Here is an 18,775-nt window from a genome sequence, read left to right as displayed (position 1 = left end):
CGGTCGAACGACATAGCTCGGCGCTGCATGGTGCTGGGCTCTCTAGCTACATCCTGCGGAGACAAGGACATTTTATGAGCATCGGCACCGTCAAGTGGTTCAACGAGCAGAAGGGCTTCGGCTTCATCCAGCCTGAGGACGGCTCGAAGGACGTCTTCGTCCACATCTCCGCCGTCGAGCGTGCCGGCCTGCGTGGCCTCACCGAGGGCCAGAAGGTCTCCTACGAGATGGAAACCGACCGCCGCTCCGGCAAGCAGTCGGCGGGTCAGCTCCAAGTCGCGTAATTCGCGCCTGAACCCGATTTGTCGAAGCCGCTCCGCATTGGAGCGGCTTTGCGCTTTTAAGGCCGTGGTCCGTCCTGGGCCCGGCACGATCAAGGACACTCTGTGAGCTTCACCAAACAAAACTCCTTCGACGACCGTCGCCAGGATTCGGCTTCCTCCCGGGAAGCCATGCTCGCCCGCTTCCGCGCCCGTCCCTCCAACGACGATCCGGCCGTGCAGGCCCGCCAGGCTGAGCGCCGCGCGATCGCCGTTGCGCGCGACGAACGGGTCAAGGAGCGCGAGACGCAGCGCCGTATCGAGGCCGAGCGGCTGGCTGCTGCCGCCGCCGCCGAGCGTGAGGCCGAAGTGGCCCGCAAGGCCGCCGAGATCGAGGCTGCCGCCGAGCGTGCCCGCGAGGCTCAGGCCAAGCAGAAGGAAGAGCGGGACGCCCGCTACGCCGCCCGCAAGGCCAAGATCAAGCTGCGCCGCTGAGCGCGCTGATAGCTTTTCCGTGAGTCGGATCCCCGGCTCGTGGTCTTGCCCCGGTACGGAGCTGGGGCCGCTTTCGGTCGAACATCGCGATCGAGACCAGCTCTGGCCCGTTGCCTTGAAGGGGCTCTCCTCCGCCGAAGCGGCTTCCCGCTTCGACGGCAAGCGTTCGAGGAGACATCGATGTTTCATAAGTTCAAGATCGGCCAGCGCGTCCGCCGCGCTCAATCGTCCCCCACCGACGAGCGGCTGGGGTTCGGCACGATCAGCGAAGTCGTCCGCCTGATGCCCGACGACCCGACCGGCGAGCCCTCCTACCGGATCCGCTCCGGCTCGGCCGAACGCGCCGTCCGCGAGAGCGAGATCATCGCAGCGGCGTAATTGCCGGATCGCGCATGAAAAAGGCGGGCCCGAGGCCCGCCGTCATGGTCCCGTTACGGGAGAGATCTAAAGCTCGGGCTCAGCGAGCACGTAAGGGCCGATGCAGCTCTTGAGATCGACCGGTGCGCCGGTGCGGGGGCCTGCGTCGTCCATCTCGATCACCGGAATGCCGCCAGCACGCATCCGGGCGCGCAGCCGTTCTGCGAGCGCAGCGAGATGCGGGTTCGTGCTGGACGAGAGCTGAAGGAGGATCGCCGCAGGACGGGCGATCACGGCAAGGACATCGTCCGCCGCTTCGATGGAAGCGGTGACGCTTGCATAGCCGAGCCCGGCGAGGTCGGCGGCAAGAGAGCGATCGACGGCGCGGCGGCCATCGTCGACGACAAGCACTTGTTGCAGCGCACCCATAAGCTTCAGCGTTACCCCATGTCGCGCCCTGTGTGAAGGGGCACCCCGGATAACCCGCATGGCCACGATTGGTTCGCCGGCCATGCAGATAGGGTGAACATGGAATCGCTGGGCTGAAGGCTGGATGAACTGCACCGCACAGGTTACGGGCGGAGGCCTTTGCCGGCGCCATTCCCCGCCTAAATCATTTTCTCCAAACGGCTTTTTATATGTCTGCGTGGGGCGTCGGTACCTAGGAAGGTCCCGTTCGCAGGCCTGATTACGCAGGCGCAAAAATTTCTGCCGCTTCGGGGGAATCGGACGGGTCCAGGACCTCGATCGCCGTCGCAAGGCCCGCGAACAGCACCGGCGCATAAGCTGTCTCGTGCCACACCCCGCTCGGGATCACCTGCCGATTCCCGCGCTGCAACGGCGTCACGGTGCAGGCTTGGCCGCGGAAGGCGAGGCGATCGTCCGCGTCGCGTCGCACGGACAGCAGAGCCGCGGGAAGGGAGAGCCGCTCCGGCTTGCCGAGCACCAGCGAGAGGTCACCCGCCGTCCCGCGCCGGCCGGAGAGGAGCGCCGTCTCGTCGAAAGCGATGGTGTCGATCACCGTATCGAGGCGCAAGCCCTGCGGCCGGTCCACGGAGCGGCTGCGGTTGGGAAAGCGCGTCGGCGCCCGGTGCACCAGGGCGACGGAGCGCAGATCCGTCGGCAGGTCGCGGCCGGCGAGGTTCTTTTCGAGGAAGGCGGGGGCGACGAGATGCGTCGGGCCCGGGCGGCACAGGGCCGTCGCGAAGGCGGCCCCGTCGAACAGCGGCAGCGTCTCCAGCGTAGCCCCCGCGACGAGGGCGGCGGCGAGCCCGGTGGCCAGGCCGCGCAGGTCGTGCGGGCCGATCAGGCTGAGGATGCGTTCGCCGGGCGCGACCCGCATCGCCACGAGATGGGCGGCAGCGGCCGCCACCACCGATTCGCCGCTCCGGTAGACCGGCCGCTCGGGGTCGCCGCCGATGAAGCTGACGATGCCGGCCGCAGCGGGTGCCGGGCCGGTCGGCTCTCCGGCAGGGCCGTCGAGGACGAACCGGTCGAGGTTGATCACGCCGTCCGGCACGTCGGGGCCGAAGGCGGCGAGGTAGCGCAGGCCGAAATAGCGCGCGGCGACGGCGCAGAGGCGTTCAGCGGGTGCGGCGGAGCCGAGCCGGGCCTGGGTCAGCACGGCGCTCAGCGCGACGTTCTGCGCTGCGGCGAGCAGGCGATCCTCGTCCCAGGAGACCGGGAGCAGGCAGGCGACATGGCCGGCGGCCTCGACGGCGAGGATCGCCAGCGCGCTCTCGGCCGAGCCCGGCAGGCACAGGCCGATGCGGCTCCCCGGCGGCAGGCGCCAGCTCCGCAAGCCGCGGGCGAGGCGCTCCACGATCTCGGCAGCCGCGGCGTAGGTCCAGGTGATGGCGGGCCGGTCGCTCCAGTCCGGCTTGTCGGCGGGGTCGACCACCGCGATCCGGTCGGGATGCCGCCGCGCCGTGGCGGTCAGGAGGCTGCCGAGGCTGACGCGCCGCAGCGGAGCGTCGGCCGGTGCCTGATGCGAGGCCGCGTTCGGGATTCCCTGCGGGGCGCCTTTCAAGGCTTCCTGCAAGGCCCTTTGCGACGCCTCAACCTGCGTGATTGCCCGTTGCGCCGACACTCGCGCCCGCCCTCGAAAGCCACCCCTGGTGATGAGCGAATAGGGTTAAGCAAGACTTAACGATTGGTTGGTGCGGGCGTCTCGCGTAGAGAATTGGCGCGAGGGGAGGCCGCATTCGTCGGCGCACCCGATCGTTCATGTCTCGGGCCTCGTCCTGGAAATCGAATCCGGAACGAGGTTCCGGTTTTTGTTCGAGCATCGTCTCGAAAGCCTGGGGCCATCTTTCGGGACGATGCTGTCGCATGGGCCTGCGCCGCCTTCGGGATCGCGCGCGGCGGAGCGGGGGACCGGGGTTGATGCTCGAACTTCTGCGGCGGCTGTGGGAGGTCGATAACCTTTCGCCCCACGGTATCTGTCTGCTTTGGCGCCCGGAGCTGATCTGGACGCATGTCGTCTCCGACAGCCTGATCGCCTTCGCCTATTTCTCGATCCCCGTCGGACTGGCCTATTTCGTGTCGCGCCGCCGCGACGTGGTGTTCGGCTGGATGTTCTGGTCGTTCGCGGTGTTCATCACCGCCTGCGGCGCGACGCATCTCATGGCGATCTGGACGCTCTGGGTGCCGGATTACGGGCTGGAGGCGGCGGTCAAGCTCCTCACCGGCCTGGCCTCCATCGGCACGGCGGTGGCACTCTGGGTTCTGATGCCGAAGGCGCTGACGCTGCCGTCGCCGACCCAGCTCCGGCAGGCCAACGAATCGCTGCAGGCCCGTATCGCCGAGCGCGACGCGGCGCTCGCCGCCCTGGAGGCCGCCAATGCCGAGCGCGCACGCGCCGAGGAGGCGTTGCGCCAGAGCCAGAAGATGGAGGCGATCGGGCAGCTCACCGGCGGTGTGGCCCACGACTTCAACAACCTGCTCAACGTGGTGCTGCTCAACCTCGACCGGGTCGAGCGCGGCCTGCCCGAGGCGAGCCCCCTGCGCACGCGCCTGCGCGATGCGGTGAAGGGCGCCGAGCGGGCGGCGACGATGACGCACAAGCTGCTGGCCTTCGCCCGCCGCCAGCCGCTCTCACCGGTCAGCACCGACGTTAACGCGCAGGTCGCCTCCTTCGCCGAGTTCCTGCGCGGCACGATCGGCCCGCGCATCCGTCTGGAGACCGATCTCGCCCCGAACCTGCCGCGGGTGAACATCGATCCGAACCAGTTCGAGAGCGCGATCCTCAACCTCGTGGTCAACGCCCGCGATGCGATGCCGGAGGGCGGCACGCTCACCCTCGCCACCCGGCCGCTGCCCGAAGGCGACGGGTTCGCCGTCGAAGTGTCCGACACCGGAGCCGGGATGGCGCCGGAAGTCGAGGCGCGGGCCTTCGAGCCGTTCTTCACAACGAAGCCGTTGGGGCAGGGGACCGGCCTGGGCCTGAGCCAGGTGTTCGGCTTCGCGCAGCAATCGGGCGGCAGCGCCGCTTTCGTGCGCAGTGGGAGGCCCGGCACCACGGTGCGCCTGTCCTTTCCGGCACAGGCGCCAGCCGTGGGCCGTCCGGCGGCGCGGCCGGCCCCGGATGCCGAGCCAAGCCTTGGGCCGCCGCTGGTGGCGGTCGCGGGCTAGCGCATCGTCCTAAACGGTGAATCGCCGGCTCTTACCGGAGATGATGCGCGCGGGCCCGCACTCGACGTGTCGTGCGGCTTTGTCGCCTTCCGGGGGTGGGCCTGCCGAAGAACAAGAAGACGAGGGAGAAGGGACGGATGGCCGACAAGCGGACGGTGCTCGTCGTCGAGGACGAAGAGATGCTGCTCAACGCCGTGACCATGGAGTTCGAGGATGCCGGGTTCGCCGTGCTCAGCGCCGGCACCGCGGAGGAGGCCTACGGCCTGCTTCAGGGGGCCGAGCGGGTCGATCTCCTGTTCACCGACATCCGCCTGCCGGGCCAGCTCGACGGCTGGGACCTCGCCGAGCGCGCCCGCGCGCTCCACCCAGCCCTGCCGGTGATCTACGTGACCGGCTACAGCGCCGAGCAGCCCCGGCAGGTGAGCGAGAGCGTGCTGGTGATGAAGCCCTACCGCATGACGGCGATCATGAGCGCCGCGCAGCAATTAGGCGTAGAGTGAGGCTGGCTGCGGATCATGACAGAGGGCGACGTGCCGTATGGCGGAAGCGGCGCACGACGATGTCTCGGTCCGTGGCGCGATAGTCGATCAGGTAGGGAAACGAGTTGAGCGGAAATCGCCGGATCCCCCGCTTACTCGTCAAACGCCCTGCCTGGGGATGCGCTTGCAAGAGGGCCACGACCGATAGAATGCGCTCTTGAAGCCTGGATGCGGCTTGGGGCGACTCGTGTGCAAGCAAGTCGAGCGCCGCCTCGATTTGCCGAGCGGCGGTAAGAGTGTAGCGAACTCTCACCGACCATGCTTCGCCCAGATGGCGCGCATCTGGTCCTCCGTTGCGAAGTCGCCGCGCGCCTCTTCCAGATCCGACTCCGCAAGATCAGCTTCTTCCTCGGGCGTGAGCGGAATGACCAATTGCTCCTCACCCGCATAGGCGAGCACGAGACGCGCGATCTCGTCCTGCATTTCCGGGGAGAGTCCCCGCGCGGTGGCGACCGCTCGTTCGAGAAGGTCCGTCATGAGGTCCATTCTATCGAGGTGGACACAGCGCCGAAAGTGGCCTTCACGAGTCGTCCTCCCGCGCCTTCTCCCGCAACAGGAACTTCTGCACTTTGCCCGTCGAGGTTTTCGGCAACTCGCCGAACACGATGTGGCGCGGCAGCTTGTAGGGCGCGAGCCGTTCGCGGCACCACGCGACCAGTTCATCGGAGGTCGCCTCCCGCCCCTCCTTCAGCTCGATGAAGGCGCAGGGCGTCTCGCCCCACTTCGCGTCGGGCTTGGCGACGACGGCGGCGGCCGCGACCGCCGGGTGCTTGAACAGCGCGTCCTCCACCTCGATCGAGGAGATGTTCTCGCCGCCCGAGATGATGATGTCCTTCGAGCGGTCTTTCAGTTGGATGTAGCCGTCGGGATGCTTCACCCCGAGATCGCCGGAGCGGAACCAGCCGCCCTTGAAGGCGGCCTCGGTCGAGGCCGGGTTCTTCAGGTAGCCGCGCATCACCACGTTGCCGCGGAACATCACCTCGCCGATGCTGGTCCCATCGGCCGGCAGCGATTCCATCGTCTCAGAGTCGCGCACGTCGAGCCCCTCCAGAACGGGGTAGCGCACGCCCTGGCGGGCCTTCTTCCTGGCCTGCTCGTCGGGCGACAGCGTGTCCCAATCCTCGTGCCACGCATTCACGACCGCCGGGCCGTAGGTCTCGGTCAGGCCGTAGAGATGGGTGACGTCGAAACCGGCCTCGCCCATGGCGGCGAGCACCGCCTCGGGCGGCGGCGCGGCGGCGGTGAGGAAGTGGACGCGGCGGGGGAGGGGGCGCTTCTGCTCATCGGGGGCGTTCAGCAGCGTCGACATCACGATCGGCGCGCCCGACAGGTGGGTGACACCGTGCTCGGCCAACGCCGCGTACATCGCGGGCGCCCGCACCTGCCGCAGGCAGACATGGGTGCCGGCCACGATCGAAAGCGTCCAGGGGAAGCACCAGCCGTTGCAGTGGAACATCGGCAGGGTCCAGAGGTAGACCGCGTGCTGCGGCAGCCCGGCGGTGATGACGTTGCCGAGCGAGAGCAGGGCCGCGCCGCGGTGGTGGTAGACCACGCCTTTCGGGTCGCCGGTGGTGCCGGAGGTGTAGTTCAGCGAGATCGCGTCCCACTCGTCGCCGGGCATCGCCCAATCGTAAGCGGGATCGCCCGCGGCCAGGAAGGCTTCGTAGTCGGTCTCGCCGACGGAGGCGCCGTCCCCGGTGAATTCCGGATCGTCGTAGTCGATGACGAGGGGCGAGACCCCGGCCCGGTCGAGCGCTTCGCGGCCGACCCGCGCGAACTCGCGATCGACGATGAAGACCTTGGCCTCGCCATGGTCGAGGCAGAAGGCCAGAGCCGTCGCGTCGAGGCGGGTGTTGAGGGTGTTGAGCACCGCCCCCGTCATCGGCACGCCGTAGTGGCACTCGATCATGGCCGGCGTGTTGGCGAGCAGCACCGCCACCGTGTCGCCGCGGCCGATGCCGCGGGCGGCCAGCGCCGCGGCGAGACGGCGGCAGCGGGCATAAAGCTCGGCGTAGGAGCGGCGCAGGGGCCCGTGGATCACCGCGACCCGATCCGGGAAGGTGCGGGCGGCGCGGTCGAGATAGGTCAGCGGCGTGAGCGGCTGGAAGTTCGCGGGGTTCCGGTCGAGATCGCGGTCGTAGATCGTCGTGCGCGCCATGGTCTCGCCTCCCGTTTCCAGAGGAGATTATCCGAGCCCCGCGGGCGATCAACGGCATAGAAAAGGCCCCGCGGGCGCGAGCCCGGGAGCCTTGTCTGGTCAGGTAAGAGGAGTTGGGGGCGAATGCGGCCGAAAAGGCCGATCAACGCTCCCGGCCGCTGAGGAGCTTTTCCAGGGCGGCGAGCCCGCTGCGCTCGGCGGCCTCTTCCGTGGTCTGCACGCGATCCGCGCGCTGGAAGAGCTTGCCGTTCCGGCGGATGGCCCAGGTGAAGTGCCCGGCCGGGCGCTCGCAGGCTTCGATTTCGAGGGTGTAGGGATTTGCGCTGTTGTTTGCCATAACGGGGATATAGGGTCGCCCTTCCGGTCCGGCTACCCACCCAGTGCATGGTCGCGTTGCTTTTTGCAGGTGGCCCCGCATCCGGTGGCGCTTCGGATGTCCGCATTTGACAATCCGAAGCGGATCATCGACACGGCCCCCGGCCGGGGCGCGGGCCGTCCGCCGGCCCATTTTATCCGCGCCCGAGCCGCCGATGCCCGTTCCTCCCCGCCAGAGCCGGACCGCACCCATCGGGGGCGGGCCCCGCCGATGACGCGCCTTGGCGTCGCGCCGGCCGCGCTGTCACCGGCGGAGGGTGTCAGGCCGTTCGCTGGCGCGCTGCGTCTCGCGGACCGGGTTCTGTCCTTCGGCTCCGCGAGCCATCTCCGCGCCTGCCTCCTGCTCGTGCTGATCGGCCTCGCCAGCTTCCTGCCGGGCCTTGCCTCGCTCCAGCCGATGGACCGGGACGAGCCGCGCTTCGCCCAGGCCTCCAAGCAGATGCTGGAGACGGGCGACCTCGTCGATATCCGCTTCCAGGCCGAGGCCCGCCACAAGAAGCCGGTCGGGATCTACTGGGCCCAGGCCGCCGCCGTCGCGGCCGGCGAGGCGCTCGGCGTGCCGCGGGCGCGCACGCAGATCGGGCTCTACCGGATCCCCTCGCTCCTGGGCGCACTGGCCGCGATCCTGCTGACCTACTGGGCGGGCCTCGCCCTCCTCGACCGGCGCCGGGCGTTGCTGGCCGCAGCGCTGTTTGCCGCCTGCATCATGCTCTCGGCGGAAGCGCGCCTTGCCAAGACCGACGCGCTGCTCACCGCCTGCTCGGTCGCCGCGTTCGGCGCGCTCGCCCGCGCCTGGCTCGGGCGCGCTCGGCTGGAGCGGCGCCGCGGCCCGGCCTCGCTCGGGACGGCCTTGGTCTTCTGGCTCGGAATCGCGTTCGGCATCCTCGTGAAGGGGCCGATGGTGCCGCTGTTCGCCGGGCTCGCGGCCCTCGTCCTCTCCTTGCGCGAGGGCTCGGCCCGCTGGCTACTCGACCTGCGCCCGCGCTTAGGGCTTCTCGTTACGCTCGCCGTCGTGGCGCCCTGGTTCCTGGCGATCGCCTGGAAGAGCGGCGGCGCCTTCTTCGGCGAGGCGGTGGGGCGCGACATGCTCGGCAAGGTCGGCACCGGTGCAGAGAAGCATTGGGGGCCGCCCGGCGCCTACGCGCTCGCCTTCTTCGCCACCTTCTGGCCGGGCGCCGCCTTCGCCGCGCTCAGCCTTCCCTTCGCCTGGGCGTGGCGGGGCGAGGAGGCGGTGGCGCTGCTGCTGGCCTGGATCGTGCCGATGTGGCTGATCTTCGAGGCGGTGCCGACCAAGCTGCCGCATTACGTCCTGCCGCTGATGCCGGCGGTGGCGATCCTCACCGTGCTGGCGTTGTCGCGCGGCGGGCTCGATCCGCGCCGTCCGGGCGCGCGCTGGGTGGCGGGGCTCGTCGTGCTGATCCCGGTCGGGCTGACGCTGGCCTTGAGCCTTGCCGCGTGGCGCCTCGACGGCGTGCTGCCGCTGGCCGCCCTGCCGCTGCTGCTCGTGGCTTGCGCCCTCGCCGGCCTCGCCTGGGCCGCTTTTGCCCGCGGGGCAGGGGAGGGCGCCAGAGAGGGCGCTCTTGTGCTCGCCGTCGCCGCCTCGGTGGTGCTGTCGGGCGCCGTGTTCGGCCTGACCCAGCCGGTGCTGCAAAGCCTCAAGGTCTCGCCGCGGCTCGCCGCGATCCGCGACGCCCTGCCCTGCGAGGCGCCGCGTGTGGCAAGCCTCGGGCTTCGCGAGCCGAGCCTCGTCTTCACCGTCGGCACGGATCTGGCCATGCTGAATTCCGGCGCCGAGGCCATCGCCTTCCTACGGGAGGGCGGCTGCCGCCTTGTGCTGGTCGAGGACCGGTTCGCCGCCGAATTCGCGGCGGTCGAAGGCGGGCAGCCGTTTCGCCCCGCCGGCCGCGTCACGGGCTTCAACATCAACGGCGGCAAGCCGGTCGGGGTCTCCGCCTACGCCGCGCTGCCGGGCGCCACACCATGAGCATGACGACCGAGTCCGAACTCACGCGCCTCAGCGTGGTGGTGCCGGTGAAGAATGAGGCCGGCAACATCGAGGCCCTGGTGGCCGAGATCGGCCACGCCTGCCGGACCCTCGCACCCTTCGAGGTCATCTACGTCGATGACGGCTCGACCGACGACACCCTGGCCACGCTCCAGCGCCTCCGGTCGAAGCATCCATGGCTCAGGGTGGTGCGCCACGAAAGCGGCGGCGGCCAGAGCGGGGCGGTGCGCAGCGGCGTCCTGCGCGCCCGCGCGCCCGTCATCGCCACGCTCGACGGCGACGGCCAGAACGATCCGTCCTTCATCCCCGTGCTCTATGCCGCCCTCGAACAGGGCGGCCCGACGGCCGGCTTGGCCCAGGGGCAGCGGATCGGCCGGAAGGGAGCCTGGAAGCAGTTCCAGTCGCGGATCGCCAACGGGGTGCGCGGAAAGATCCTGAAGGATGCCACCCGCGATACCGGTTGCGGGCTCAAAGTGTTTCGCCGCGAGGTCTACCTGACGCTCCCCTATTTCGACGCGCTCCACCGCTTCATGCCCGCGCTCGTCACCCGCGAGGGGTTCGGCGTGGTCCACCGCGACGTGGTGGACCGGCCGCGCTTCACCGGACACTCGAAGTACGGGATGTTCGACCGGCTCTGGGTCGGCATCCTCGATCTGGCCGGGGTGTGGTGGCTGATCCGGCGGCGGCGCCCGGCGCCGCTTGCCGAGGAAATCCCGCACAGCGAGAGCCGGTGACCCCATGCTGATCCAGCTCGCCGAGGACCTACCGGCTTACTTCTACGACGTGTTCGTCACCCGCTTCGATTTCTGGCTGGTGTTCGGCATCGGGGCGCAGCTCGTGTTCGGCTCGCGCTTCATCCTGCAATGGATCGCCAGCGAGCGGGCGGGCAAGAGCGTGATGCCGCTCTCGTTCTGGTTCCTGTCGATCATCGGCGGGCTGATGACCTTGGTCTACGGCTTCGTGCGCCGGGAGCCGGTGATCATCATCGGGCAGGGGCTGTCCACCTTCATCTACCTGCGCAACCTCGCCCTCATCTTCCGCGAGCGGCGCCGCGCCCGCCGGGCCTGAGACGAGCCCGACGGCATGTTCCAGACTGCGACGGGCGATCCCGACAGCATCGCTCACATCATCCAGGTGGCGCTCGCCCCGGCCTTCCTGCTCTCGGCGCTGGCGACCCTGCTCAACGTGTTCTCGACCCGGCTCGGGCGCGTCGCCGACAAGGTCGATGCGCTCTCGGCCAGCCTGCCCGGCGCGGACGAGGCGGCGCGGGCGACGCTGGCCCGCCGCCTCGCCTACCTGCGCCAGCGCTCGCTCCTGCTCGACGGTGCCGTGGTGCTGGCGAGCCTCGGCGGCGTGATGACGGGTGCGGCCGCGCTGACTCTGTTCGTCGGCGCGCTTAGGGACGCCTCCGCCGCCTCCGTGCTGTTCGCCTGCTTCGGCCTTGCGCTCGCCTGCACCATCCTGGCGATCCTGGCCTTCCTCGCCGAAATCCTCCTCGCCGGCCGGGGCATACGCCTGGAGGTCGAGCGCAAGCAGGATGGGCCGAGATAATCAGGGTTTCGAAAGGGCAAGTCCTTTCGTGGGTCCAGGGCAGTGCCCCGGAGGATCGGTGAGCCGGTAATCCTCCGCCCGCATCTGCTCGGTGCCGCGCACGTAATCGCCGACCGTCCCGGGCCAGAGCGTGCGGTTGCGCCCCGAGCGGTCGAGATACCAGCTCCCGCAGCCGCCTTGCGTCCAGATGCTGTCTTGCATCCGCGCATCGACCTCGGCGCGGAAGCCGGCTTGAGCCTCGGGGCGCACCTCCAGCACGCTGCCGGGCTGGTCACGCAGCCGATCCAGCGCGCCGAGCACGTGCGCGACCTGCGCCTCGACCATCAGCAGCACCGAGTTGTGGCCGAGCCCGGTATTGGGGCCGAGGAGCAGGAAGAAGTTCGGGAAGCCCGCGACCGACACGCCGCGGAAGGCGTCCGCCCCATCCTTCCACGCCTGCAGCAAACTTGACCCGTCCCGGCCGATCACCTCCGTGCGCAGAACGCTGCCTCCGGGGGAGAAGCCGGTGGCGAAGATCAGCACGTCGAGCGGGTGCTCCGTGCCGTCGGCGGTGACGATGCCGTGGGGCAGCACCGCGCGGATCGGCGCGGTGACGAGGCTCGCATGGGGCCGGGCCAGCGCCGGGTAGTAGTCGTCGGAGAGCAGCACCCGCTTGCAGCCGAGCCGGTAGTCGGGCGTGAGCTTTCGCCTCAGCGCCGGATCGGCGATCGAAGCCGCCAGGTGTCGGCGGGACCACGCTTCGGCCAAAGCCGTCACGCGCGAGACGCGGGTGAAGCCCGCGAGCGCCGCGATCTCGCGGCGCCAGAACAGCGAGGCGCGGTGGAGACGGCGCAGGGGGGCGATCCGCATCAGCCGCCGCAGACCGCGCCCGGTCGGGCGGTCGCCGCGGGGCAGGATCCAGGGGGGCGAGCGCTGGAACTGGGTGAGGTGGGCGACGCGCCCGACGATCTCCGGCACGAACTGCACCGCGCTCGCCCCCGTGCCGATGACGCCGACGCGCTTACCCCTCAGGTCGCAGGCATGATCCCAGGTCGCCGAGTGGAAGGCTTGTCCCGAGAAAAGCTCCAGGCCGGGGAGGCGGGGGAGGGCCGGGTGGTGCAGCGCGCCCATCGCGCTCACCAGCACGCGGGCGGAGACGACGCCTTTGTCGGTCTCGACCCGCCACAGGCCGGCCGCCGCATCGAAGACGGCCCGCTTCACGCACGTCTCCAGGCGCAGGAACGGCGCGAGGCTGTGTTCCGCCACCAGCCCTTCGAGATAGGCCTCGATCTCGGGCTGCGGCGCGAACAGGCGCGACCAGTCGGATTTCGGCGCGAAGGAGAGAGAGTAGAGCTGCGAGGGCACGTCGCAGGCAGCCCCCGGATAGGTGTTCTCCCGCCACGTACCGCCGACGCCCGCGGCCTTCTCCAGCACGAGGAGGCGGTTGAACCCGGCCTGCCGCGCGCGGATCGCCATGGCGAGGCCGGAAAAGCCCGCGCCGACGATGACGAGATCGAGGGGCGCCTCGCTCACGCGGTGGCCTCCACCTCGGGATGGGGGCTCGCTTCCAAGGCGCGCTGCAGGAACAACGCGGCCCCGTCGAGGGAACGGCGTGCCTCGGGCAGAAAGCTTTCGGCAAGTTGCCACGCATGCGTCACCACGGGAAACACCGTGAGTTCGACCGGCACGCCCGCGGCCTTCGCCTTCTCGGCGAGGCGCAGGGAATCGTCGCGCAGGATCTCGCGGGCGCCGACATGGATCAGGAGCGGGGGAAACCCGGAAAAGTCCGCCTCGATCGGCGAGGCGCGCGGGTCGGCGGGGTCCGCCCCGGCGAGATAGGCCGGAACCAGCCGCATCAGCGCCTCGGGGCGGAACATCGCGTCGCGCCGCCCATTCGTGCGGAACGAGGCGCTGCGGCCGATCAGGTCGGTGGCCGGCGAGAACAGGGCCGCCGCCGCGGGCGGGGTCAGGCCGAGGCGGCGCGCCTCGATGATCGTGGTGAGCGCCAGGGTGCCGCCCGCGGAATCCCCGGCCACGGCCGCCGGGCCGGCTTTCGCGAGCGCGGCCCAGACGCGAGCGCAATCCTCGACCGCGGCGGGGAAGGGGTGCTCCGGCGCCAGCCGATAATCCGGCGTGAACACCCGGAAGCCGGCGCGCGCGAAGCGCCCGGTGACCGGGCGGTACAATTGGGCCGAGCAGGCGATGAATCCGCCGCCGTGGCAGTAGAGCAGGGTGGGGCGATCGCCATGCCCATCCGCGCCTTCCGTCTTTGCTCCTTGGGCCTCCGCCCACTCGCCGGGCACGCCGCCGACCTCGCCGGGGGTGAAGGCGATGCCGGCCGGCGTCGGGAACCGGGCGCCCTCGAAGGCGCGGCGGATCGCGTAGACGTCGTGGGTGCCGCCGAGCCGCCCCTTCACCGCGAGGCGGATGGTGAGATCGTAGAGGTGGGCGCGCAGGCTTGCCATGGTCACGTGTCTCGAACGGCGCGGCGGATCAGCGACCAGTAGCGCACCGGCATCAGGCGCTGGATCAACAGGGCGCGGCGGGCGTCGGCGCCGATCACCACGCGGGGCGCCCGCGTCTCGATTCCGCGCAGGATCGCCTCGGCGGCTTTCTCCGGGCTCATCGTCAGAAGGCGCTCGAAGGCGAGATGTGCCTGGGCGGCGTCATGCGGATCGAGGTGGCGGGGCCGGCGGGCGTTGCGGGCGATGGCGGTGGCGACCCCGCCCGGATGCACCAGCGTCACGCCGAGCCCGGTGCCCTCATATTCGTGGCGCAGCGCCTCGGTGAAGCCGCGCACGGCGAACTTGCTCGCTGCATAGGCCGCCTGCCCCGCAGGCGCGATGATGCCGAACACGCTCGACAGATTGACGATCTGCGCCTGGGATGCGGCCCGCAGCAGCGGCAGGCAGGCATGGGTCAGCCGCATCACCGCGTGCAGATTCACGTCCATCAGCCAGTCGATGTCGGCCGGATCCGTGTCCTCGAACCGGCCGCCGAGCGCCACGCCAGCATTGTTGACGAGGAGGTGCAGACCGCCGTGACGGGCCCGGACCGCCTCCGACAAGGCGATGAGCGCCTCGCGGTCGGCGAGGTCGAGGACGTGTTCGCTGACCGTGACGCCGGAAGCGCGGGCGGCGCGCGCCGTCTCGGCGAGGCCTTGCGCGTCGCAGTCGGCCAGCGCCAGGGCGCAGCCGCGTCCGGCCAGCGCGAGGCTCAGCGCCGCGCCGATGCCGCTCGCCGCTCCCGTGACGAGGGCGGTGCGGCCCCGCAGAACGAAACGCTGTCCCATCGCGCCTCAGATCTCCGGGGGGAGGGGACGCGTGCCATAGGCCTCGGCCATGGTCTCGATCTCGGCCAGCTTGGCATGGAGCGCCGACCAGTCGTCGGCCTCCGCGATCGGCGCCCAGAGCGCCTCGACCTCGTCGATCAGCATCGTGCAGGGTTTTTCGCGGGCGAAGTAGGGATGGTCAAGGTTTGCCGCCGCCGAGGGCCGCATCGCCTGGAGCGCGGCGTGGACCGGGCGGAAGGCGTCGCCGGCGTAATGCTCGCCCGCCGGGCTCCGGGCGGCGCGGGACTCGCTCGCCAGACCGCCGCGCCAGTCGAAGAAGACCTGCTCGAACGGCGCGCGGCTTTTCTCGAGGAAGGCCCAGAACGCACCCACCAGCCGGTGCACCGCGCCCTCGCCTTCCCCTTGCTCGGGCGTGACGCCGAGCCGGAACAGGATCGCCTCGGCGAAGGCATCCTGAAGCGCCGGGCCGAAGGTCTTGAGCCCCGCTTCCAGCCGCTCCTTCGGAGCGAGGCCGAGCAGGCAATCGGCCAGCCGGCTCAGGTTCCAGAACAGCGCCTCGGGCTGGCGGCCGAAGCTGTAGAGGCCCCACTCGTCGAAATAGGCCGCGGTGAAGGCCGGATCGTGAGCGTGAGCGAAGCGCCAGGGGCCGTAATCGAAGCTCTCGCCGGTGACGTTGATGTTGTCGGTGTTGAGCACGCCGTGGACGAAGCCCGCGGCCATCCACTGCGCCCCCATCCGCGCCACCCGCGCCACCATCGCCTCGAAGAACAGGGCCGCCCGCTCGGTCGCGTCCGCTTCCTGGATGCCGGGATAGTAGGTCTCGACCACGTGCTCGACGAGGCGGGCGATCGCCTCGGGCTGTTCGAGGAACTGGAAGCGCTGGAAGGTGCCGATGCGCAGATGCGAGTGCGAGAGCCGCACCAGCACCGCCGAGCGGGTGGGGGAGGGCTCGTCGCCCCGTTCCAGCGCCTCGCCGGTCTCGATCAGGCTGAACGACTTCGAGGTCTCGACGCCGAGCGCCTCCAGCATGGCGGTGGCAAGCACCTCGCGCACGCCGCCCTTCAGGGTGAGCCGCCCGTCCGCCCCGCGCGACCAGGGTGTCGTGCCGCTGCCCTTGGTGCCGAAATCGAGCAGCCGGCGATCGCGCCGGTCGTGGACTTGCGCGAACAGGAAGCCGCGCCCGTCGCCGAGATCCGCGTTGTAGGAGCGGAACTGATGGCCGTGATAGCGCAAAGCCAGCGGGTGCTCGAACGAGCCGGGCAGGGGTGTGAAGCGCGCGAAATGCGCGATCCAGGCCTCGTCCGACAGATCGTCGAGCCCGACGCGCCGCGCCCATGCCTGATTGCGGTAACGCAGGATCGCCGAGGGGAAGTCGGCCGGGGCCACGACGTCGTAGAAGTCGGGTCCGAGGTCGGCGTGGCGGCGCGAGGGAAGATAACAGGGCAGGGGTTCGGCTCCGGTGCGGCGCGAGGAGTCGGGCAGGCGCGGGGGAACGTCAAGCCGACGAAAGGGTGAACCCGGCCGCGGGGGAGGGCGATCCCTTCACCGACCAGAGCATCATCCCGAAAGGTGGTTGCCGGCTTGCGGAAAAAGATGATGCAAAAACAAGAAGCTAGAGCATCGTCCTGGATCCGATATCCAGGACGATGCTCTAGCTGCCGTGCCCTCCCCTGGCTATTCCGGGGCCGGCGCGGCATGGCATCGGACCGGAACGAGCCTCGCACACGGATCTTCCAGCGTGACCCAAGGCACCACCGGCGCCCGCGCCTCCGCGGCGGCCTACCCGATCCTGACGCTGACCACCCTCCTCTGGGCGGGCAACACCGTGGCCGGCAAATGGGCAGTCGGTGAGGTCTCGCCGCAGGTGCTGACCACCCTGCGCTGGGCCTTCGCCTTCGCGGTGCTGCTCGTGGTGGCGCGCCGCCCCATTCTGGCGGATCGGGACCGGCTGGTGCAGCGCTGGCCTTACCTGTTCCTGATGGGCGCGTGCGGCTTCACCATCTTCGCGAGCCTGTTCTACGCCGCCGGCACCTATACCAGCGCGGTCAACGTCGCCCTGATCCAGGGGGCGGTTCCCGTCTTCGTCATGGCGCTGAACCTCGCCGTGCGCCACGTGCCGGTGAGGGCAGGGCAGGTGGTCGGCGCGGCCGTGACCCTGGTGGGCGTCGCGGTGGCGACCACCCACGGCGATCTCGCCGTGCTGGCGCATCTCGGCCTCAACCTCGGCGACGGGCTGATGCTCGCGGCAAGCCTCGTCTATGCCGGCTACACCGTGGCGCTCGCCGGGCGCCCCGCCGTCTCGGGGCTCGCCTTCTTCACCGCGCTGGCGCTGGCCGCCTTCCTCACGTCGCTCCCGCCGCTTGCCGCCGAATGGGCGCTCGGCCGCGCGATCTGGCCCACCACCGCGACGGCCTGGGCCATCGTCGCCTTCGTCGCGCTCGGTCCCTCGCTGTTGGCGCAGCTGTCCTTCATCCGTGGCGTCGAGCTGATCGGCCCGAACCGGGCCGGGCTGTTCGTGAACCTCGTGCCGGTCTTCGGCGCGGGGCTCGCCGTGCTGCTGGCGGGCGAACCCTTCGGCGGAGCCGAGACCCTAGCGCTGCTCCTCGTTCTCGGCGGCATCCTCATCGCTGAGATCGCCGGGCGGCGCGCGGCACGATCCCTGGGCCGTTGAAGCGGGCCAGGGAGGGGCGGCGGCAAGTACAACGATAGGTGAGGGGGAGGGCACTGTTCCCGCCGCAGCCAATCCCGAAATAGATCCCCGTGCGCCGAAAGGGATGCCCGCTGGGCGTGCAAAGGCGGTGAAGAAAACGGATGTGGAACCGTGCGCGATTGCAGTGCGATCGGGCACGGCCCCGAGGGGCGAGCGTTATTTCATCCGCCCTGGCCCGAACGACGGGCGGAAAAACCTGCACCGCGGTCGGCAGGACACAGATCGAGACTGAAAACCAGCTAAAGTTCGTCCGAATCACATTTCGGATCCTCTCCCTCCAGATGCCGTCCTCTCTCGCCCCTGCCGCCGGACGGCTGCCTGCGCCGCCGTGGTTCGGCGACGTCGCAGCCCTGGGCGCGACGGGGATTGCCATCGTCCTGCGTCACGCGCTCAACGACGTGCTGCCGCCGGGCTTTCCGTTCCTGACCTTCTTTCCGGCGGTGATCCTGACGACGTTCTTCTTCGGCCTGCGGCCGGGGATCGTCTGCGCGGTGCTCTCGGGGCTGGCCGCGTGGTACTTCTTCATCGGCGAGGCGAACATCTTCCTGCTCGATGCGCAGACCGCCCTGGCGCTCGGCTTCTATGCCTTCATCGTCACGGTCGACATCGCGCTCATCCACCTGATGCGCGTCGCGGGCGAACGGCTGAGCGCGGAGCGGGCGGTGAGTGCGCAGCTCTACGAGCAGCAGCGCACCATGTTCCAGGAGCTGCAGCACCGCGTCGCCAACAACATGCAGTTCGTGGCGGCTCTCCTCGCCCTTCAGAAGCGCAAGGTCATCGACCATCCGCAGGACGCGGCCGGCGTCTTCGACGAGGCGCAGGCCCGGCTGCAGACGATCGCGCGCATCCATCGCCGCCTCTACGACCCCGCGCGGGCCGACCAGCCCGTGGGTCAGTACCTGCAGGAACTCTGCTCCGACCTGCTCGACGCGACGGGCGCGCGCAATATCGTCTGCCTCGTCGATGGGCCGCCCGTGCGCCTCGATCTCGCTCGCCTGACCACCCTGTCGCTCCTCGTGGCCGAGGTGGTGACGAACGCCCTCAAGCACGCCTTCCAAGGGGCCGACCAAGGGACCGAGCGCGGCACCATCACCATCCGCCTCGAAACCCTCGAAGCCGGTCAGGCGTCGCTCAGCATCGCCGATAACGGACCAGGGATCCCCGCGACCTTCGATCCCGCCACGAGCCGCAGCCTCGGCTTCCGGATCGTTCAGGGACTCGCCGGCCAGCTCGACGGCACGCTGACCTACGCCAGTGAGAGCGGCACGGTGGTCCGCCTCGTCTTCGCCACCGGCCCGACCGCCGCTTGACGGAGCGGTTTCGATCGGTCGCAGTCGGACCGGGCAGGGCGCCTTTGCATGAGGCGCAAGGCCAATGCAGGCTCATGCGTTCGCCCTGGTGCCGGCGCCGATTCAAGCCAT

General features: G+C 70.0%; 21 protein-coding genes. 11 read left to right on the top strand and 10 right to left on the bottom strand.

From position 1 onward, the window contains the following. The first annotated feature begins 74 nt into the window (after positions 1-74). From J2W78_RS08495 to J2W78_RS08485, 3 genes are all read left to right on the top strand, one after another. Positions 75-284 carry a cold-shock protein gene (locus J2W78_RS08495; RefSeq protein ID WP_003599086.1) on the top strand — a complete coding sequence of 70 codons (210 nt, stop codon included), beginning with the start codon at positions 75-77 and terminating at the stop codon, positions 282-284. Positions 285-386: 102 nt separating this feature from the next. Next, positions 387-755, top strand: coding sequence for a DUF6481 family protein (locus J2W78_RS08490; RefSeq protein ID WP_253369708.1), 369 nt, complete (start codon positions 387-389; stop codon positions 753-755). A 180-nt stretch (positions 756-935) separates the two neighbouring features. Continuing rightward, positions 936-1,133, top strand: coding sequence for a hypothetical protein (locus J2W78_RS08485; RefSeq protein WP_012255296.1), 198 nt, complete (start codon positions 936-938; stop codon positions 1,131-1,133). 66 nt (positions 1,134-1,199) lie between these two features. On the opposite strand, the gene J2W78_RS08480 is transcribed toward J2W78_RS08485, so the two are convergent. Then, on the bottom strand, positions 1,200-1,541 hold the full coding sequence (locus J2W78_RS08480) for a hypothetical protein (RefSeq protein ID WP_367399420.1): 342 nt from the start codon (positions 1,539-1,541) through the stop codon (positions 1,200-1,202). A gap of 259 nt (positions 1,542-1,800) precedes the next feature. Next, a complete protein-coding gene (locus tag J2W78_RS08475; RefSeq protein ID WP_367399396.1) occupies positions 1,801-3,201 on the bottom strand; it encodes an AMP-binding protein in 1,401 nt (466 codons plus the stop codon). A gap of 296 nt (positions 3,202-3,497) precedes the next feature. Between J2W78_RS08475 and J2W78_RS08470 the strand changes: the two genes are divergently transcribed. Both J2W78_RS08470 and J2W78_RS08465 read left to right on the top strand, forming a co-directional pair. Next, positions 3,498-4,745: an ATP-binding protein gene (locus J2W78_RS08470; protein WP_253369702.1), complete on the top strand. Its 1,248-nt coding sequence runs from the start codon at positions 3,498-3,500 to the stop codon at positions 4,743-4,745. A 137-nt stretch (positions 4,746-4,882) separates the two neighbouring features. Further along, entirely contained in the window at positions 4,883-5,245 is a 363-nt protein-coding gene (locus J2W78_RS08465) for a response regulator (RefSeq protein ID WP_253369700.1), read from the top strand. Between the two features lie 13 nt (positions 5,246-5,258). On the opposite strand, the gene J2W78_RS08460 is transcribed toward J2W78_RS08465, so the two are convergent. The 4 genes from J2W78_RS08460 to J2W78_RS08445 all read right to left on the bottom strand — a co-directional run bounded on the left by J2W78_RS08460 (position 5,259) and on the right by J2W78_RS08445 (position 7,779). After that, positions 5,259-5,537 carry a type II toxin-antitoxin system RelE/ParE family toxin gene (locus J2W78_RS08460; protein WP_253369698.1) on the bottom strand — a complete coding sequence of 93 codons (279 nt, stop codon included), beginning with the start codon at positions 5,535-5,537 and terminating at the stop codon, positions 5,259-5,261. Then, complete coding sequence (locus J2W78_RS08455) at positions 5,534-5,761, bottom strand: hypothetical protein (RefSeq protein WP_253369696.1); 228 nt, start codon at positions 5,759-5,761, stop codon at positions 5,534-5,536. Before J2W78_RS08455 ends, J2W78_RS08460 begins: the two co-directional genes overlap by 4 nt. Positions 5,762-5,804: 43 nt before the next feature. Further along, complete coding sequence (locus J2W78_RS08450; RefSeq protein WP_253369694.1) at positions 5,805-7,442, bottom strand: acyl-CoA synthetase; 1,638 nt, start codon at positions 7,440-7,442, stop codon at positions 5,805-5,807. Positions 7,443-7,584: 142 nt separating this feature from the next. Then, positions 7,585-7,779 (bottom strand): hypothetical protein, encoded by a 195-nt coding sequence (locus tag J2W78_RS08445; protein ID WP_003599068.1) that lies wholly within the window; start codon positions 7,777-7,779, stop codon positions 7,585-7,587. A 249-nt stretch (positions 7,780-8,028) separates the two neighbouring features. Between J2W78_RS08445 and J2W78_RS08440 the strand changes: the two genes are divergently transcribed. From J2W78_RS08440 to J2W78_RS08425, 4 genes are read left to right on the top strand one after another with little or no spacing between them, the layout of a single operon-like run. Continuing rightward, positions 8,029-9,801: an ArnT family glycosyltransferase gene (locus tag J2W78_RS08440; RefSeq protein ID WP_253369692.1), complete on the top strand. Its 1,773-nt coding sequence runs from the start codon at positions 8,029-8,031 to the stop codon at positions 9,799-9,801. Further along, positions 9,798-10,556, top strand: a complete 759-nt coding sequence (locus tag J2W78_RS08435; protein ID WP_253369690.1) for a glycosyltransferase family 2 protein — start codon at positions 9,798-9,800, stop codon at positions 10,554-10,556. The genes J2W78_RS08440 and J2W78_RS08435 overlap by 4 nt, the downstream gene beginning before the upstream one ends. Positions 10,557-10,560: 4 nt before the next feature. Continuing rightward, complete coding sequence (locus J2W78_RS08430) at positions 10,561-10,890, top strand: lipid-A-disaccharide synthase N-terminal domain-containing protein (protein WP_003599063.1); 330 nt, start codon at positions 10,561-10,563, stop codon at positions 10,888-10,890. A gap of 15 nt (positions 10,891-10,905) precedes the next feature. Next, a complete protein-coding gene (locus J2W78_RS08425) occupies positions 10,906-11,373 on the top strand; it encodes a DUF2721 domain-containing protein (RefSeq protein WP_253369688.1) in 468 nt (155 codons plus the stop codon). Here J2W78_RS08425 and J2W78_RS08420 read toward each other — a convergent pair whose 3' ends face one another. From J2W78_RS08420 to J2W78_RS08405, 4 genes are read right to left on the bottom strand one after another with little or no spacing between them, the layout of a single operon-like run. Continuing rightward, a complete protein-coding gene (locus J2W78_RS08420; RefSeq protein WP_253369686.1) occupies positions 11,374-12,885 on the bottom strand; it encodes a flavin-containing monooxygenase in 1,512 nt (503 codons plus the stop codon). Further along, a complete protein-coding gene (locus tag J2W78_RS08415; protein ID WP_253369684.1) occupies positions 12,882-13,817 on the bottom strand; it encodes an alpha/beta hydrolase in 936 nt (311 codons plus the stop codon). The genes J2W78_RS08420 and J2W78_RS08415 overlap by 4 nt, the downstream gene beginning before the upstream one ends. 2 nt (positions 13,818-13,819) lie before the next feature. Continuing rightward, positions 13,820-14,644: an SDR family NAD(P)-dependent oxidoreductase gene (locus J2W78_RS08410; RefSeq protein ID WP_253369682.1), complete on the bottom strand. Its 825-nt coding sequence runs from the start codon at positions 14,642-14,644 to the stop codon at positions 13,820-13,822. A 6-nt stretch (positions 14,645-14,650) separates the two neighbouring features. Continuing rightward, positions 14,651-16,090, bottom strand: coding sequence for a protein adenylyltransferase SelO (locus J2W78_RS08405; RefSeq protein ID WP_301288749.1), 1,440 nt, complete (start codon positions 16,088-16,090; stop codon positions 14,651-14,653). 292 nt (positions 16,091-16,382) lie between these two features. Between J2W78_RS08405 and J2W78_RS08400 the strand changes: the two genes are divergently transcribed. Further along, on the top strand, positions 16,383-17,315 hold the full coding sequence (locus J2W78_RS08400; RefSeq protein WP_253369678.1) for a DMT family transporter: 933 nt from the start codon (positions 16,383-16,385) through the stop codon (positions 17,313-17,315). 320 nt (positions 17,316-17,635) lie between these two features. Next, a complete protein-coding gene (locus J2W78_RS08395; RefSeq protein WP_253369676.1) occupies positions 17,636-18,664 on the top strand; it encodes a sensor histidine kinase in 1,029 nt (342 codons plus the stop codon). Positions 18,665-18,775 lie beyond the last annotated feature (111 nt).

The organism is Methylorubrum extorquens (assembly GCF_024169925.1).
In the GTDB taxonomy this organism is placed as follows: Bacteria; Pseudomonadota; Alphaproteobacteria; order Rhizobiales; family Beijerinckiaceae; genus Methylobacterium; species Methylobacterium extorquens_A.
The sequence above is the reverse complement of the archived record's forward strand: the minus strand, read 5'-3'. Positions and strand labels throughout refer to the sequence as shown.